We start from the raw sequence: 16,012 nt of genomic DNA on the forward strand, positions 1-16,012 counted from the left end.
CCCGACGGGCGGGCCATGCCGCCGGCCACCACCGCGCTCAGCGGGGCGGCGCCGCCAGTTCGCGTGCGTCCAGCGCGCCGTCGCGATTGGCGTCCTGGCGGTGGAAGGCGTCCGCCAGACGTTGACGGTGCTCGGCCAGGCTGACTTCTCGGCCGCGGCCGCCGGGCAGCTCATCCGGGGTCAGGCGGTCATCCCGGTTGCGGTCCATCTGCGCGAAGGCGTAGCCCATCCAGGCCTGGTACTCGGGCAGCGATACACGGCCGTTGCCGTCGGCGTCCATGCGCGCCAGGTAATCGCGCGTCGCCGTCACCTGGGCCGCCACGCCGACCGACCCCAATGCGGCCAATGCGGCGACCAGCACCAGGCCGCCCCGTCGCGAGGGGCGAGGGTGACGACGCGCGGCGGGGCGCGGGCAGGCGGAATCGGGGGCCGGCATCAGGCATTCCGGAACGGGACCAGGACCACCCGATCATGCCATCGGCCCACCGCCCGACGCATGAACCATCACCGACCGCCGCGTGCGTGGCGGCCGCGCCGCCGCGTTACTGCCCTCCGGTCACCCGTAGCAGCCGGTAAGCTGCGCGCATGCCCGAGTTGCCCGAAGTCGAAACCACCCGCCGTGGCCTGGCCCCGCACGTCGAAGGCCGTCGCGTGACGGGCGTGGTGCTGCGCCGCCCCGACCTGCGCTGGCCCATCCCGTACGAGATCGTGGACACCCTGCCCGGCCAGCGCATCGACGCGGTGCGGCGGCGGGCGAAATACCTGTTGCTGGACACGTCGGCCGGCAGCGCGCTGTTGCACCTGGGCATGTCCGGCAGCCTGCGCGTGCTGCCCGCCGACACGCCGCTTCGCGCGCACGATCATGTCGATATCGCCCTCGACTCCGGCCAGGTGCTGCGCTTCAACGACCCGCGCCGCTTTGGCTGCCTGCTGTGGCAGCCGGCCGGCGAGCAGCACGAACTGCTGCGCGACCTCGGACCCGAGCCGCTCTCGGACGCCTTCGACGGCGATTACCTGTTCACGCGCAGCCGCAAGCGCGTCGCGCCGGTCAAGAGCTTCCTCATGGACCAGAAAGTGGTGGTGGGCGTGGGCAACATCTATGCCGCCGAGGCGCTGTTTGCCGCGGGGATTTCGCCTTTGCGGGAAGCGGGCAAGGTCTCGCGCGAGCGCTACGCGGCACTGGCCGATGCGGTGAAGGCCATCCTCGGCCACGCCATCACCCGCGGCGGGACGACGCTGCGCGACTTCATCAGCCCTGACGGTGCGCCCGGCTACTTCGAGCAGGAGCTGTCGGCCTACGGGCGCGGCGGCGAGCCCTGCCCCCGCTGCGGGCGGTTGTTGAAGCAGGCGACCATCGGCCAGCGCGCCAGCGTCTGGTGCGGCCACTGCCAACGCTGAGTCCGGTGACGCCGGCCGGCGGCCCGCCGGGTTCGTGCGCGCGGTCACGGCTTGGGCCGACACCACGCATTCGCAATTTCAATGCCAAGAAAATGTCGCCGCGCCGCCGCGTGACACCGCTTTGCAACGCGCTATAGTCGCCTCAGAAAAGCCTCGGGGGAGGTGGAATGTCCGATACCGCCGAAATCACGGTGTTGCTGGATGCAGCGCGCGACGGTGACCGCGGTGCGCTCGATCGCGTGCTCGCAACGCTGTATCAGGAACTCCACACCATGGCCCGCCGGCAACTCGCCGGGCAGCACGGCCACACGCTCGACGCCACCGCGCTGGTGCACGAGGCCTACCTCAAGCTCATCGGACGACGCGAGGCGCAGTTTGACGACCGCGGCCATTTCTTCGCCTACGCCGCCTCGGCGATGCGCAGCGTGGTGGTGGACTATGCCCGCCAGCGCTTGGCGCAGAAACGCGGCGGTGACCTGCACCGCGTGACCGACCTGCCGGAGGACATTTCCGGCGGCCTGCGGCTGGACGAGGAAACGCTCGGGCTGGACACCGCGCTGAACCGGCTGGCCGCCGTCGACCCCCGCCTGGCGCAGGTGGTGGAACTGCGCTATTTCGGTGGGCTGTCGGAACTGGAAATCGCCGCCCTGCTGCAGCGCTCCGAGCGCAGCATCCGGCGCGACTGGCAGAAGGCGCGCATGTTCCTGCTCGCATCGCTGCGAGAGTCCTAACGGCCGCGCAATGGACCCCGAGCGCTGGCAACGGCTGTCACCGCTGCTCGACGCGCTGCTGGAGCTTGAGCCCGATGCACGCGCCCAGCACCTGGAGGCGATGCGCAACGAGGACGCGGCACTGGCGGACGAGCTGGGCACGCTGATTTCGCTGGACGAATCGCACGCGGATTTCCTCGCCGAGCCCGCCATCAACATTCCGGCCGGACCGGGCCCCGGTGCGGTCATTGGACCGTATCGGCTGGAGCGGCTGCTGGGCGAGGGTGGCATGGGGCAAGTGTGGCTGGCGGGACGGGCCGATGGCCTGTACCAGCGACGGGTCGCACTCAAGCTGCTGCGCCCCGGCTTGGCCGACACCAACCTGCGCCTGCGCTTCACGCGCGAGCGCGAGATCCTGGCACGCCTCACCCATCCGCACATCGCACGCCTGCTGGACGCCGGTGTCAGCCAGGACGGGCTGCCGTACCTGGCGCTGGAGTACGTCGATGGCGTGCCCATCACCGACTGGTGCCGCGACAACCACACGCCGTTGGAACGGCGCCTGCAGATGTTCCACCAGATCTGCGACGCGGTCAGCCACGCCCACGCCAACCTCATCGTCCACCGCGACCTCAAGCCCTCCAACATCCTGGTCACCCCGGCGGGCGACGTGCGCCTGCTCGACTTTGGCATCGCCAAGCTGCTCGATCGCGAGGCGCCCGTGGTCGAGCGCACGCGCACCGGCGCGCGCGCTTTCACCCTGCACTATGCCGCCCCCGAACAGGTGCGCGGGGAACCGGTCAGCACCATGACCGATGTGTACTCGCTGGGCGTGGTGCTGTACGAGCTGTTCACCGACAGCAAGCCGTACCGGCCCACGCGCAAGAGCGACGCTGCGTGGGAAGAGGCCATTCTCACCGCGGACCCGCTGCGACCGTCGCAGACCCTGCTGCGGGAGGCCGAGCGGCACCCGCGCGATGCGCACGTCCTCCGCCGCCGGGCGCGCGTGCTGGCCGGCGACCTCGACAACATCGTGCTGAAGGCGCTGTCCAAGCAGGCCGTGCAGCGCTACGCCTCGGTGGAGGCTCTGGCCCTGGACCTGCGTCGCCACGAGTTGGGGCGCCCGGTGATGGCGCGGCCGGACAGCGTTGGCTACCGGCTGCGCAAGTACGTGCGCCGCCACCGCTGGGCCCTGGCCAGCGGCACGCTGGTGGTGCTGGTGATGATCACCGCGCTGGGATTGGTGGCGTGGCAAGCGCGCGAGGCCGTGCGTGAAGCCGGGCGCGCCCAGGCCATCCAGGACTTCATGCTGGGCGTGTTCGAGAACGCCAGCGTGGGCGGTGGCGGACAACCGCTGGACCTGCGTGGCCTGCTGGACGCATCGCTGGACCGCGGCCAGCGTGAATTGGCGCGGCAGCCCCGCGCGCGCGCCGAGTTGATCGGCTTGGTCGCACGGCTGCGGATTGGACTGGGTGACTACACCGAAGCCAAGAGCCTCCTGGAGCGGCAAGCCATGATCCTGGACAACAGCCCGGATGTGCCAGACAGCCTGCACTTGGAATCGCTGACCCAGCGCGGCCGCGTACTGCGGCTGCTGGATCGCCCGCGCGACTGCATCGACCTGATGCAACCGGCCTTGGCCGGGGCTCGCCGGCAGCAGGCACAACTGCCGCCCCAGGTGGCCGACTTCTATTCGCAGCTGGGCCGTTGCCGCCGCGCCAACGGCGAGCGCAAGGGCGCGCGCCAGTTGTTCGAGCAGGCCTTGGCCCTCCGTCGGGAGGGCACGGGCGACCGCATCGGCGAGGTGGCCAGCCGGATGGACATCGCCAACCTGCATGCCGACGAAGGCGAAGTGGCCACCGCGATACGCCAGCTGGAGGATGCACGCGCGACGCTGCGCGAAGCCGCCGGGCCGCGCCACCCGATGCTGGTCGACATCGGCCGCAGCCTGGCCAGCCTGTACCAGGCACGCGGCCAGCTGGCGGCCGCCGAGCGCGAGGCCGGCAATGCGCTGGCGATCAGTGTGCAGGCCAATGGCGTGGACCACCCCGCCAGCATCGCCGCGCGCCAACAGCTGGCCGCGCTGCAGATGCGGAGCGGTCACTACCGCCAAGCGCGCGAGGAGTGGGGCCGGGTAGCGCAACAGCTGGGGGCACGCTTGGGCCCGCAACACCCGGACGTGATCCGCAGTCTGGTCGCACAGGGCCGCGCCGACTGGGAGTTGGGCGACGAAGGCCGCGCACTGGCCGTGCTGGCACAGGCTGTCAGTGCCGCCCGCGGCACCGGCGATGCCGGATTAGTGGCCGAAGCCCTGATGGCGCACGGGAACGCGCTGCGCCAGACCGGGCTCGCCACAGAAGCGGTGCCCCCCCTCCAGGAAGCCGCCCGCCTGCGCCAACGGCTCGACGGGGATGACCACCCCGCCCACGGCCAAACACTGCTGGAACTGGGGCTGGCCCAAGGGGCGGCAGGCGAAACCGCTGCGGCGGCGGCCACCCTGCGCACCGCCACCACCACCCTGCAGCGCGCGTGGGGCCCGCATCACCCGGAGTCGATCACCGCGGCCGCCGCCTGGGCACGTCTGCGGGCGCAGGCCGGTGACGACCGGGCGCTGCGCGACCTCGAGGCGCAGGCCGCGCGAGCGGGCACCTCACCGGACGCGATGCTGGCCCGCGTGCGCGTGGCCGCGTATCGCGCCGAAGCCGCCTGCCGCCAGCAGCCACCGTCACCGGCCGCCGCGGCTTCGCTGGACGCCGTGCGCACGCCCTTGGCCCGATGGCGGCCCGAAGGCGGGTCACTGACCCGAGAGATCGTCGCCATCGAGGCAACCTGCCGGCGCTTGCGCTAAACCTTGTTGCAGCGACGGCAGAAGAAGCAGGCGGTCGCGACGGCTTCGCGCCGACCCACGCGCCGCACGGCACCCATCGCAAGCGGGCTCAAGGCGTGGGGGAGCGAATTGGCTCCACCGGCCCAATCTCCACCGAACCCGTCTGGATTAACAGATCCTGTTGTCGCCAGTACTGGTCAAAATCAATCCCGTAGAGATCCGCGGCAGAAGCAAACTGCACGTTGGCACTGCCGCTGGCGTTGATTGCCCCACAGATCTCGAACGAGCCACCCGAAGGCCTGCCAGCCACCTCCAGCTGTCCGCCCCAGCCGACCCGACTTCCCGTCATGTTGCTGGCAAAGCGACGCATCGCATTCTCGGTACGCCGTTGAGCGGCGCTGTCGCCATAGCGGACGTACAACGCAGCGCCCCGGACACCGACATCGGACTGTTCGTCCAGTGAAAGTTCCTGCCACATCTTCTCGCGCAACAACAGCAGCTTGGTGGTGCCGCGTTCGGCAGCCAGATCCGACCACGCGTAGCCAAGCACGTGGTCCACCGGCGCACCGATGCCGTGCCAATGCATCAGGCTCAGGTAATGCTGCGCGTACTTGTCGGCATGGAAGGCCGCCCGCTCGAAGTGCCGCACCGCCTGCTTGTAGTCACGCTGGGCATAGGCGATGAGGCCGTGCAGCCGATACTCCTCATTGGGCCTGCCTTTGGCCTTGGCAACCATTTCGCTGAGCGTGCCAACGGAGGCCTCGGTGAGCCTGGGCAGTTCGCGGGGGGATGCCTCGGCGGAAGAAACACCGCAGGCCAGCAGGAACGTCCAACAGAGTGTTCGAAGACGCCAGTCCATGTCCGTGTCCGATATCGGCTGATCACGCCACCAGCAGTGGTATCACGCGGCCCGACGCCAAGGCAATGTCAACCGCGGACCCCACCCATCGCGGGGAACGCTGGCCGCCGCTTACAACAGCGGCGGCTGAAGCGGCTCGATCACGCCCTCACCGCGCATCACCTTCTTGAACTCCGCGCGCGACACCGACACGTAGCGTTCGTTGCCGCCGATCTCCACCTGCGGGCCGTCCTGCACCGCGCGTCCCTGCTCGTCCACGCGCACGGTCATCGTCGCCTTCTTGCCGCTGTGGCAGATGGTCTTGATTTCAGTGATCTCGTCGGCCCACGCCAGCAGGTACTGGCTGCCCTCGAACAGCTCGCCGCGGAAGTCGGTGCGCAGCCCGTAGCACAGCACCGGCACCCGCAGCGCGTCGACCACTTCGCTCAGCTGCCACACCTGTGCCTTCGACAGGAACTGCGCCTCGTCCACCAGCACGCAATGCAGCGGGCCATGCGCGGCGATGTCGGCCTGCACCGCGGCCAGCAGGTCCTGGTCACGGTCGAAGGCGATGCCGTCGGACTGCAGGCCAATGCGCGAGGCCACCGTGCCGCTGCCGCCGCGATGATCGAGCCGCGGCGTGAGGATCAAGGCGCGCATGCCGCGCTCGCGGTAGTTGTACGCCGATTGCAGCAGCGTGGTGGTCTTACCGGCGTTCATCGCCGAGTGGTAGAAGTAGAGCTTGGCCATCGCGCCAGTGTAACGGGGGCGGGCCCACCGGCCGCGCTCCAACGCCTGGGCGCGATGCCCGTCCGGGCGGGTTCAGTCCGTCTTGGCGTCGCTCACGGGCACGGCGGGGCCGACCTTCACCTTGCCTTCCAGCATCCAGTCCTGCTCAGCCCAGTAGCGGTCCATCCCATGGCTGGCGGCACCATACAGCTGCTCTCGCGTGCCCACCGCGGTCTGGGTGAACGAGGATGCATTGCTGCCGGTTTTGGCGAAGAACTGACCGCTCACGGGCTTGCCCGATGTGGCCAGCATCTGTCCGTCATAGCCCGCCCGGCTGCCGGTCATGTCATCGGCAAACCGCCGCAATGCACTCTCCGCGCGCGGCTGGGCGACCTCGTCGCCGTAACGTGCGTAGAAGTTCACGCCCTGCTCGGCGGCTTGGGCTTGCTGTGCGGCCGTCAGCTCCGACCACATCTTCTCGCGGATCAGCAGCATCTGCCGGCTGCCACGTTCGGCAGCCAGGTCTGCCCAGATATACGCCTGGACACGGTCGGTGGGCACGCCGGAGCCATGCCAATACATCAGGCTGAGGTAGTGCTGCGAAAACTTGTCGGCGTAATACGCGGCCCGCTCGAACTGCGTGCGCGCACCGTTGTAGTCCCGGCTGAGATAGGCCTTCAGCCCGGCGAGCCGGGACACCTCATTGGGCTTGCCCTCGACCGCCTTCAACTGCGCGTCGACGTCCAGAAAGCTCGCGTCGGTCAGCTTGACCGGCTCGCCCGCCACGACCACCGGCGCCACCGCCAAGGCGGCGACCAGCACCCGCCCCTTCCACGCACCTGTCCACATATCCCTTGCTCCTCCGAGTCAGTGCCGCCATCGACAGGACCACCCTTGGCCCCGGGCTACCCTAACAACGAGGTGGGTTGCGCGCCAAGGGGCCCACTCACGGCTCGGGCGGCACCTCAGGCACGGGCGCGTTCACTTCGGGGGCGGTGGCAGGAATGCGCGACGCCGCCGGCTCATCGCGCACCACTTCGGCCTCGCCCACCGTGACCTTGCCGATCCGCGGCTTCATCCACACCTGGTCCTGCCACGCCCAGTACTTCTTGGGGTCCCAGTAGCGCTCGTCGTAGAACTTGCTGCCATCCACGACTTCTTCGCCAGCGGGCGTCGGGATGGTGATCGTCAGCGCCCCGACCATGCCGGTCCGGCTGCCGGTGACGCTGCGGCGGGCCAGGCGCAGCTGGAAGTCGGCCCGGGGGCGCGCCGCCTCGTCGCCATACCGGGCATAGATCGCCGCACCCTCGCCCAGTGCCCGTTCACGCTCGGCCGGGTCCAGCGCGGCCCAGTAGCGCTCCCGCAACCCTGCGAACCCCTGGTAGCCACGTTCGGCGGCCAGGTCCATCCAGGCATAGGCCAGCGCGCGGTCGCGCGGCATGCCGTCGCCGTTCCAGTACATCTCGGCGATCATGCCCTGCGACGGCTTGTCGGCATAAAAAGCCGCGCGGCGAAAGAAACGAAAGGCGTCGTCGTAGCGCTTCTCGCGGTAGGCGCGTTGACCCAGCAGGCGGTACTTCATGTCCTGGTGGCCTTCCATGAAGCCCGCGCGCATCAGTTCCGGCGCCAGCATCGGGTCGGGCGGCGGCGCGGCACGTTCCTTGGCAGGCGCGGCCAGCGGCACGGTCAGGCACAGGGCGACGAGCGCGGGTCTGAACAGGGGCATTCCTTGCATTCCTTATCGGGGAGGTCGACAAGGGTACCGGTCCAGACCGCCGGAGACAGGTAAACTGATGGGCCATGCCGGCCCGCGGGCCTTCATCGTCTCCATGCACGGCCTCAATCCCCCCCAACACGCCGCCGTCCTGCACACCGACGGCCCCCTGCTCGTGCTTGCCGGCGCGGGCAGCGGCAAGACGCGCGTCATCGTCGAGAAGATCGCGCACCTCATCGCGTCCGGGCGTATGCCCGCCAAGCGCATCGCCGCCATCACCTTCACCAACAAATCGGCGAAGGAAATGCGCGAGCGCGTGGCCAAGCGCATCAAGGGCGACGCCGCCGAAGGCCTGACCATTTGCACCTTCCACGCGCTGGGCTTGAAGATGCTGCAGATCGATCACGCGCACGCCGGTCTGCGCCGCGGCTTCAGCGTGTTCGACAGCGACGACAGCGCGGCGCAGATCAAGGACCTGCTGCCACCGGGCAGCAAGCCTGACGTGGTCGACGACGCCCGCAACCTGATCTCGCGCGCCAAGAACGCGGGCCTGTCGCCGGAAGAGGCGCTGGCCGCCGCACGCAGCACCCGCGAGACCGAGGCCGCGCTGCTGTACGCGCGCTACCAGGCGCGCCTGACCACCTTCAATGCGGTGGATTTCGACGACCTGATCCGCCTGCCGGTGCAGTTGCTCGAATCACACGAGGACCTGCGCCTGGCCTGGCGTGAGCGCATCGGCTACCTGCTGGTAGACGAATGCCAGGACACCAACGACGCGCAGTACCGCCTGCTCAAGGCGATCGCCGGGCCCAAGGGCCTGTTCACCTGCGTGGGCGACGACGACCAGTCGATCTACGCCTGGCGCGGCGCCAACCCCGACAACCTGCTCTCGCTCGGCGTGGATTACCCCACGCTGGAGATCATCAAGCTGGAGCAGAACTACCGCTGCTCCAACCGCGTGCTGCGCACCGCCAACGCGCTGATCGCCAACAACCCGCACGAGCACCCCAAGACGCTGTGGTCCGACCAGGCCGACGGCGAGCGTATCCGCGTGTGGGAGTGCCGCGACAGCGCGCATGAAGCGGAGAAGGTCGCCGCCGAGATCGCGTTCATCGCCAGCGCCAAGCAGGCACCGTGGAGCGACTTCTGCATCCTGTTCCGCGGCAACCACCAGAGCCGCGCGCTGGAAAAGGCGCTGCAGCTGCTGCGAGTGCCGTACCACCTCACCGGCGGCACCGCGTTCCTGGAGCGCGGCGAGGTCAAGGACGCGCTGGCGTGGCTGCGCCTGATTGCCAACCCCGACGACGACGCGGCGTTCCTGCGCGCAGTCACCTCGCCCAAACGCGAGGTCGGCGCCACCACGCTGGCCAAGCTGGCCGAGATGGCGCAGCACGGCGGGATGCCGATGGCGCGCGCGGCCGAGCAGATCGGCGTGCTCAAGCAGCTGGCGCCGCGCGCGGCCAACGCCGTCGATGGCTTCAGCACGATCGTCAAGAACCTGCGCCGCGACGCTCAGCGCCTGACGCCTGCCGAACTGGTGCGCGAACTGGCGCAACGCAGCGGCCTGCTCAACGCCATGCGCGAGCAGAGCAAGGACGAGGCCGGCTTCCAGCGGCGCAAGGCCAACCTGGAAGAGCTGGCCGACTGGTTCGACGGCGGCAAGGGCGCCGGCCCGGGTGAACTGGCCGCGCAACTGGCGCTGCTGTCGCACGCCGACAAGGGCGACGCCGGCAACCAGGTGCGGCTGATGTCGATGCACGGCTCCAAGGGCCTGGAGTTCCGTTACGTGTTCATCGTCGGCGTGGAGGACGGCAACCTGCCCCACGACGCCAGCCTAGACGAGGGCCGCATCGACGAAGAACGGCGCCTGCTGTACGTGGGCATCACCCGCGCCAAGGAGCGGCTGTGGCTGTCGCACTCGAAGGAAACGCAGCGCTGGGGCGAGAGGATCCGCCTCAAGCCCAGCCGCTTCCTCGACGAGTTGCCCGCTGCGGAGCTGCAGCGCGATGGCGCCGACCCCGCGCTCGATGCCGAGCACAAGAAGGAGCGTGCCAAAGCCGGGTTCGACGCGATCCGCGCGCTACTGGAGAGCTGATCCGTGCCACTCGGCCTGCGCCGCATCCACCACGTCGCCGTCATCTGTTCGAACTACGCGCGTTCCAAGACGTTCTACACCACCGTGCTGGGCCTGCCAGTGGTGGCCGAGGCGTATCGCGACGCCCGTGACTCGTGGAAGCTCGACCTGGCCCTGCCCGACGGCAGCCAACTCGAGCTGTTCTCGTTTCCCGAGCCGCCACCGCGGCCCTCGCGTCCGGAAGCCTGCGGTTTGCGTCACCTCGCGCTCGAAGTCGATGACGTCGCTGGGGCGGCCGCGCACCTGCTCGCGCAAGGGGTGGCCGTGGAACCGCTGCGCGTGGACGAGTACACCGGCCGCCGCTTCACCTTCTTCGCCGACCCGGACGGTCTGCCGATCGAATTGTACGAGGCGGCATCGGCCTAGACGCCCGACAGGCTCCCGCCGCATCCGCCCGCGGTTTGAGGCCTTCGGCACGTGGACGCGGCAGCCGCGGACGACCGTCACGACCGCCACGCCACGCCATCGGCACTGTCATGGACGTGGGCTACACTCGCCCGTCCTTTTCCCCGTCCGGACTGCCATGCACTTCCGCGCCCCCGCCCTGATCGCCCTGGCCTGTGCCTTCGCGCTGAGCGCTTGCCAGCACACCGGCGCCCTCGTCACCGCGCCGGACACCTCGCCCACGACGTCGGCGACGGCCACCGCTGACGCCGCCGCGGCGAACGACAACCTCAACGCGGTGCTGTGGATGCAGCGTGCCGTGGAATACCGCGCCACCAGCCTGCAGGCCTACCGCGCCGCCGCCGCCAACCTCGATCGCGCGCTCAAGACGCCGGGCTGGGACGCACTGGTGCCGGAGGAACGCGCCAACGCCGCCGGGAAGCTCAAGCCGGCCGTCGTGATGGACATCGACGAGACCGTGCTCGACAACTCGCCCTACCAGGCGCGCCTGGTGCGCGACGGCGGCGAATACAACGAAGCCACCTGGGACGCGTGGGTGCGCGAGCAGAAGGCCTCGGCCGTGCCCGGCGTGGTGGAGTTCGCGCGCGCGGCCAGTGCGCGTGGCGTCACCATCCTGTACCTGTCCAACCGCGCCGTGCACCTGAAGGACGCGACCATCGCCAACCTCAAGGCGGTCGGCATGCCGGTGGCCAACGACGACGTGTTCCTCGGACTTGGCACCGTGGTCGAGGGCTGCGAGCAGGAGGGCAGCGAGAAGAACTGCCGCCGCCAGCTCGCCGGCCGCCACTACCGCGTGCTGATGCAGTTCGGCGACCAGCTGGGCGACTTCGTCCAGGTCGTGGCCAACACCCCCGAGGCGCGTGATGCGCTGTACGCCCAGCACCAGGCCTGGTTCGGCGAACGCTGGTGGATGTTGCCCAATCCCAGTTATGGTGGCTGGGAGCCGGCGGTGTTCAACAACGATTGGCGCCAGCCGCGCGAGGCCCGACGCCAGGCCAAGTTCGATGTTTTGAACGTTGCGCCCTGATCCATCGTCAAAAATCAACAACTTACGACTGCTGTCGAATGTGTTGCATTAAATATGCGGCGCAGGTACGCTGTATTCCGTCCCGGGGCTTCCCGGAACTGCGCCACAACTCGATGTCCTCCGGCTTCGGCCGGACTTAAGGGAGGCCTCTGGCCTCCTTTTTCTTGTCCGCGAACCGGCCGATCCGGAACCGGCTTGGCTTGTCCCGTCGCCCGTCGCCCGCCAAGATGCGGTGGCGACTTGGGGAAGCCGCCCACCATGACCTCGTTCCGACGCCTGCTGAGCACGCTCACTCTCGCCCTGCTGCTGGCGGGATGCGAGCGTGCGCCGGCGCCGCCCCCGCCGCCGCCCAAACCGCTCGGCCCGGCGGAGGCCCTCAGCCGCCTGATGCAGGACCTGCGCCGCAACGACCTGGCCGGCTACGCCCGGCATGCGGCACCCCCGGCCGTGCACGCCCGCCTCGAGCAGGCGTGGCGCGAGGGCCACACCGTATGGCCGCTCACGGAGCTGCCGCTGGACGACCGCATCGGCCCGATGATCACGGCGTTGTCGGCCCCCGGCGCGGACCGCCAGCTCAAGGCCACGTTCAAGCAGCAGTTCTCGGGCGCCGAGCGCGAGTTGCGCTCGGCGGCGTCCACGCTCGGCCTGTTTGCGGGCCAGTACGTGGCCAGTGCCGAGGAGTACAGCAAGGAGGAACGCGACCACTACATGCAGATGATCGCGGCCTTCAGCCACTGGGGCCAACGCGCGCCGCTGGCCGACGGCAAGCGCGCCCGTGCCGCCCTGCCCAAGCTGATCCGGGCCGCGCGGGGCACGGGGCTGTCCGGCCCGGACGGCTTTGCCAGCGCGGGCATGGACAAGTCCCTGGGGCGGCTGGGGCCGTTCTTCCGCACCACCAAGGACGTGCTGCGCAGTTACGACCTGGACCTGGACGCCGCCCTGGACAGCGTCCAGGCCACCGTGGCCCAGCAGACCGGCGACACGGCGCGGCTGCGCGTGCGCTACACGCTGGCCGGGCGCCCCATCGACGCGCAGGTGCGCGCGGAGCGACGCGACGGCCAGTGGTACCTGGCCGACCTGGTGCGCCACGCCGAGGCCGAAGCGGCCGCGGTCCAGCCGGCCCCTGCCGGGCCCGACGAACCGGCGGCGCCACCCGCCGCACCGCCCTCCCGGCCGGCGCCCGCCCCTGCAGGGACCCCGGCAAGCGCCCCCGCGGCGGCCGCCCGCTAGCCGTCCGCCATCGGCATGCCGGCATAATGGCGCGGATGCCGAACCAGACACCCCTGCCGTTTCCCGAATCCGAGGCCGACCGCGCCGCCCTGCCGCCGGACCCGTTGCCTCCGGCGGCCCCGACGCCGCCCGAGCGGCGCCCCGGCGCTCCCGCGCGTCGCCCGTGGTGGACGCGCCTGCTCGGCCGCGTGCTGGAGCCGTGGATCACCTTGACCGTGGAACCGGAGTCGCCCGGCGACTACGCGCGCGACTGGACCGGCGGCCCGGTCTGCTACGTGCTTGAGGACTACGGGCTGTCCAACGCCCTGATCCTGGAGCGCGCCTGCCGCGAATACGGCCTGCCCTCGCCGATGCAGCCGCTGCCCGGCGACCCGCTGGGGCGCAAGCGCGCCTACGTGGCGCTGTCGCGGCGCAACGCCAGCGCGCTGGCCCCGTCCGGCCCGCCCTCGGGCAAGACCCGCTCCGAATCGCTTTCGCGCCTGCTTGAGGCCCACCGCGCCGACCCGGCCCTGGACGTGCAACTGGTGCCGGTGTCGATCTTCGTCGGCCGCGCCCCGGACAAGCAGAGCGGCTGGTTCTCGGTGCTGTTCTCCGAGAACTGGACCCTGGTCGGCCGTTTCCGCCGCCTGATGGCCATTGCGCTCAACGGCCGCGGCACGCTGGTGCGCTTCTCGCCGCCGATCAGCCTGCGCCAGCAGGTGGACGAAGGCCTGCCGCCCGAACGCACCGTTCGCAAGCTCTCGCGCGTGCTGCGCACCCACTTCCACCGCATCCGCGCCGCGGTGATCGGACCCGACCTCTCGACCCGCCGCCTGCTGGTGGACGCGGTTCTCGCCGCGGAGACGGTCAAGGACGCCATCGCCGACCAGGCCCGCCGCGACAAGTCCTCGCTGGGCGAAGCGTGGAAAAAGGCGCACGCCTACGCCTACGAAATCGCGGCCGACTACTCGCACCCGGTGGTGCGCTCGCTCAGCTTCATCCTCACCCCGGTGTGGAACCGCATCTACCGCGGCGTGCTGGTGCACCACCTGGACAAGCTCAAGCAAGCCGCGCCCGGGCACGAAGTGATCTACGTGCCCTGCCACCGCAGCCACATGGACTACCTGCTGCTCAGCTACCTGCTGTACACCAAGGGCATCGTGCCGCCGCACATCGTGGCCGGCGTGAACCTCAACCTGCCGGTGGTCGGCACCATCCTGCGCAAGGGTGGCGCGTTCTTCATCCGCCGCAGCATCCGCGGCAGCGCGCTGTACTCGGCGGTGTTCTCCGAATACATGGCGCAGCTGGTGTCGGGCGGCTACTCCATCGAGTACTTCATCGAAGGCGGGCGCTCGCGCACCGGCCGGCTGCTGCCGCCCAAGGGCGGCACGCTGGCGATGACCGTGCGCGCGTACCTGCGCCAGCCCACGCGCCCGGTGATGTTCCAGCCGGTGTACGTCGGCTACGAGAAGCTGATGGAAGGCAACAGCTACCTCGACGAACTCTCCGGCAAGCCCAAGGAGAAGGAATCGATCTGGCAGCTGCTGATGGGCATCCCCAAGGTGCTGCGCAGCAACTACGGCCAGGTGGTGGTCAACTTCGGCGAGCCGATCAAGCTGACCGAAGTGCTGGGCGAGCACGCCCCGGACTGGGACGGCAGGCCGGTGCCCGAGGACGAGAAGCCGGCGTGGCTGGCCGACACGGTCAGCGCGCTGGGCCAGCGCATCCAGGTCAACGTCAACCGTGCCGCCGACGTCAACCCGATCAACCTGCTCGCGCTGGCGCTGCTGTCCACGCCCAAGCATGCGATGGGCGAGGGCGACCTGCTGGCGCAGATCGCGCTGAGCCAGCACCTGCTGGCCGAACTGCCGTATTCGGACCGCGTCACCGTTACTCCGCATACCCCCGCCGAGATCATCGCCCACGGCGAGGAGATCAGCGTGCTGACCCGCACCCCGCACCCGCTCGGCGACGTGCTGAGCGTGGGCGGCGACAACGCGGTGTTGCTGAGCTACTTCCGCAACAACGTGCTGCACCTGTTCACGGCCGCCTCGTGGATTGCGTGCTGTTTCCAGAACAACCGGCGCATGAGCCTGCGCACGGTCGAACGCCTGGGCCGCAGCGTGTACCCGTTCCTGCAGGGCGAACTGTTCCTGCCGTGGAGCGAGGACGAGTTCGCCCAACGCCTGCACCGCACCGTCGACGCCTTCATCCACGAAGGCCTGCTGGAACGCGTCAGCGACGATGACGGCGGCATTCTCAGCCGCTACGCCGGGCAGACCGACGAGGTGTTCCGCCTGCGCGCCATCGGCCACTCGCTGCAACAGGCGTTCGAGCGCTACTACATCACCATCTCGGTGCTGGCCAAGAACGGCGCCGGCACGCTCAGCGCCGGCGAGCTGGAGAGCCTGTGCCAGCAGGCCGCGCAGCGCCTGTCGCTGCTGTACGCGCCGGCCGCGCCGGAGTTCTTCGACAAGACCCTGTTCCGCGGCTTCATCCAGAAGCTGCGTGAACTCAAGCTGGTCTGGGTGGACAGCAACGGCAAGCTCACCTTCGACGATCGCCTGGACGCGTGGGCCAAGGATGCGAAGGTGATCCTGGGCCGCGAGCTGCGGCACACGATCGAGAAGGTCAGTCCGGAAGCGGGCGCAAAGGCCGCGCCGGCTTCGGTGGCAGAAACGCCGGCGGGCTGAGCCACGGCATCGACCAGGCCGGCGGGCGCTGCGCCGGCCGGTCGCGAACCGCGCGCGTGAAGGGTGGCCTCAGGCAGGCTCGTCGGGGATCAGCGACGATTCCAGCCGCGTGATGCAGTCCTTCAGCCACAGCTTGCGCTTCTTCAGCCGCTTGACGGCGAGCTCGTCGGCGGCAATGTCGGCATGCAGGCGGCCGATGGCCATGTCCAGGTCGCGATGCTCCTGGCGCAATTCGGCCAGACGGCGGGCGATGGTGGCGGGGTCGTCGCACTCGTGCATGTGCCGAGCTTACCGCGCCACCCGTTCAAACGTCAGGGTGCGCGGTCCC

General features: G+C 69.7%; 14 protein-coding genes. 8 read left to right on the plus strand and 6 right to left on the minus strand.

Features of this window, described 5'->3' with window-relative positions; genetic code table 11:
- Positions 1-37: 37 nt before the first annotated feature.
- Positions 38-436 (minus strand): EF-hand domain-containing protein, encoded by a 399-nt coding sequence (locus tag ACYVBS_RS03600; RefSeq protein ID WP_460821838.1) that lies wholly within the window; start codon positions 434-436, stop codon positions 38-40.
- 149 nt (positions 437-585) lie between these two features.
- Here ACYVBS_RS03600 and mutM point away from each other — a divergent pair, with 149 nt between their 5' ends.
- The 3 genes from mutM to ACYVBS_RS03615 all read left to right on the plus strand — a co-directional run bounded on the left by mutM (position 586) and on the right by ACYVBS_RS03615 (position 4,956).
- Entirely contained in the window at positions 586-1,398 is an 813-nt protein-coding gene (mutM, locus tag ACYVBS_RS03605) for a bifunctional DNA-formamidopyrimidine glycosylase/DNA-(apurinic or apyrimidinic site) lyase (RefSeq protein ID WP_460821839.1), read from the plus strand.
- Positions 1,399-1,565: 167 nt separating this feature from the next.
- A complete protein-coding gene (locus tag ACYVBS_RS03610; protein ID WP_460821841.1) occupies positions 1,566-2,129 on the plus strand; it encodes an ECF-type sigma factor in 564 nt (187 codons plus the stop codon).
- Between the two features lie 10 nt (positions 2,130-2,139).
- Positions 2,140-4,956, plus strand: a complete 2,817-nt coding sequence (locus ACYVBS_RS03615; protein WP_460821843.1) for a serine/threonine-protein kinase — start codon at positions 2,140-2,142, stop codon at positions 4,954-4,956.
- Positions 4,957-5,044: 88 nt separating this feature from the next.
- Here the strand turns inward: ACYVBS_RS03615 and ACYVBS_RS03620 are convergent, their stop codons facing one another.
- The 4 genes from ACYVBS_RS03620 to ACYVBS_RS03635 all read right to left on the minus strand — a co-directional run bounded on the left by ACYVBS_RS03620 (position 5,045) and on the right by ACYVBS_RS03635 (position 8,228).
- Complete coding sequence (locus tag ACYVBS_RS03620) at positions 5,045-5,794, minus strand: hypothetical protein (RefSeq protein WP_460821845.1); 750 nt, start codon at positions 5,792-5,794, stop codon at positions 5,045-5,047.
- A 111-nt stretch (positions 5,795-5,905) separates the two neighbouring features.
- Complete coding sequence (locus ACYVBS_RS03625) at positions 5,906-6,523, minus strand: thymidine kinase (RefSeq protein ID WP_460821846.1); 618 nt, start codon at positions 6,521-6,523, stop codon at positions 5,906-5,908.
- Positions 6,524-6,595: 72 nt separating this feature from the next.
- Positions 6,596-7,351: a hypothetical protein gene (locus tag ACYVBS_RS03630; protein ID WP_460821847.1), complete on the minus strand. Its 756-nt coding sequence runs from the start codon at positions 7,349-7,351 to the stop codon at positions 6,596-6,598.
- A 97-nt stretch (positions 7,352-7,448) separates the two neighbouring features.
- Positions 7,449-8,228, minus strand: coding sequence for an SEL1-like repeat protein (locus tag ACYVBS_RS03635; protein WP_460821849.1), 780 nt, complete (start codon positions 8,226-8,228; stop codon positions 7,449-7,451).
- 103 nt (positions 8,229-8,331) lie between these two features.
- On the opposite strand from ACYVBS_RS03635, the gene ACYVBS_RS03640 reads away from it, so the two are divergent.
- The 5 genes from ACYVBS_RS03640 to plsB all read left to right on the plus strand — a co-directional run bounded on the left by ACYVBS_RS03640 (position 8,332) and on the right by plsB (position 15,684).
- Entirely contained in the window at positions 8,332-10,311 is a 1,980-nt protein-coding gene (locus ACYVBS_RS03640; RefSeq protein WP_460822171.1) for a UvrD-helicase domain-containing protein, read from the plus strand.
- Positions 10,312-10,314: 3 nt separating this feature from the next.
- A complete protein-coding gene (gene gloA2, locus ACYVBS_RS03645) occupies positions 10,315-10,716 on the plus strand; it encodes an SMU1112c/YaeR family gloxylase I-like metalloprotein (RefSeq protein WP_460821850.1) in 402 nt (133 codons plus the stop codon).
- Between the two features lie 157 nt (positions 10,717-10,873).
- On the plus strand, positions 10,874-11,782 hold the full coding sequence (locus ACYVBS_RS03650) for a 5'-nucleotidase, lipoprotein e(P4) family (RefSeq protein ID WP_460821852.1): 909 nt from the start codon (positions 10,874-10,876) through the stop codon (positions 11,780-11,782).
- A gap of 258 nt (positions 11,783-12,040) precedes the next feature.
- Positions 12,041-13,012 (plus strand): hypothetical protein, encoded by a 972-nt coding sequence (locus ACYVBS_RS03655; protein WP_460821854.1) that lies wholly within the window; start codon positions 12,041-12,043, stop codon positions 13,010-13,012.
- 26 nt (positions 13,013-13,038) lie between these two features.
- On the plus strand, positions 13,039-15,684 hold the full coding sequence (gene plsB, locus ACYVBS_RS03660; protein ID WP_460821855.1) for a glycerol-3-phosphate 1-O-acyltransferase PlsB: 2,646 nt from the start codon (positions 13,039-13,041) through the stop codon (positions 15,682-15,684).
- Positions 15,685-15,753: 69 nt separating this feature from the next.
- Here the strand turns inward: plsB and ACYVBS_RS03665 are convergent, their stop codons facing one another.
- Entirely contained in the window at positions 15,754-15,963 is a 210-nt protein-coding gene (locus ACYVBS_RS03665) for a YdcH family protein (protein ID WP_460821856.1), read from the minus strand.
- Between the last annotated feature and the right edge of the window lie 49 nt (positions 15,964-16,012).

Source organism: Lysobacter olei (assembly GCF_054777355.1).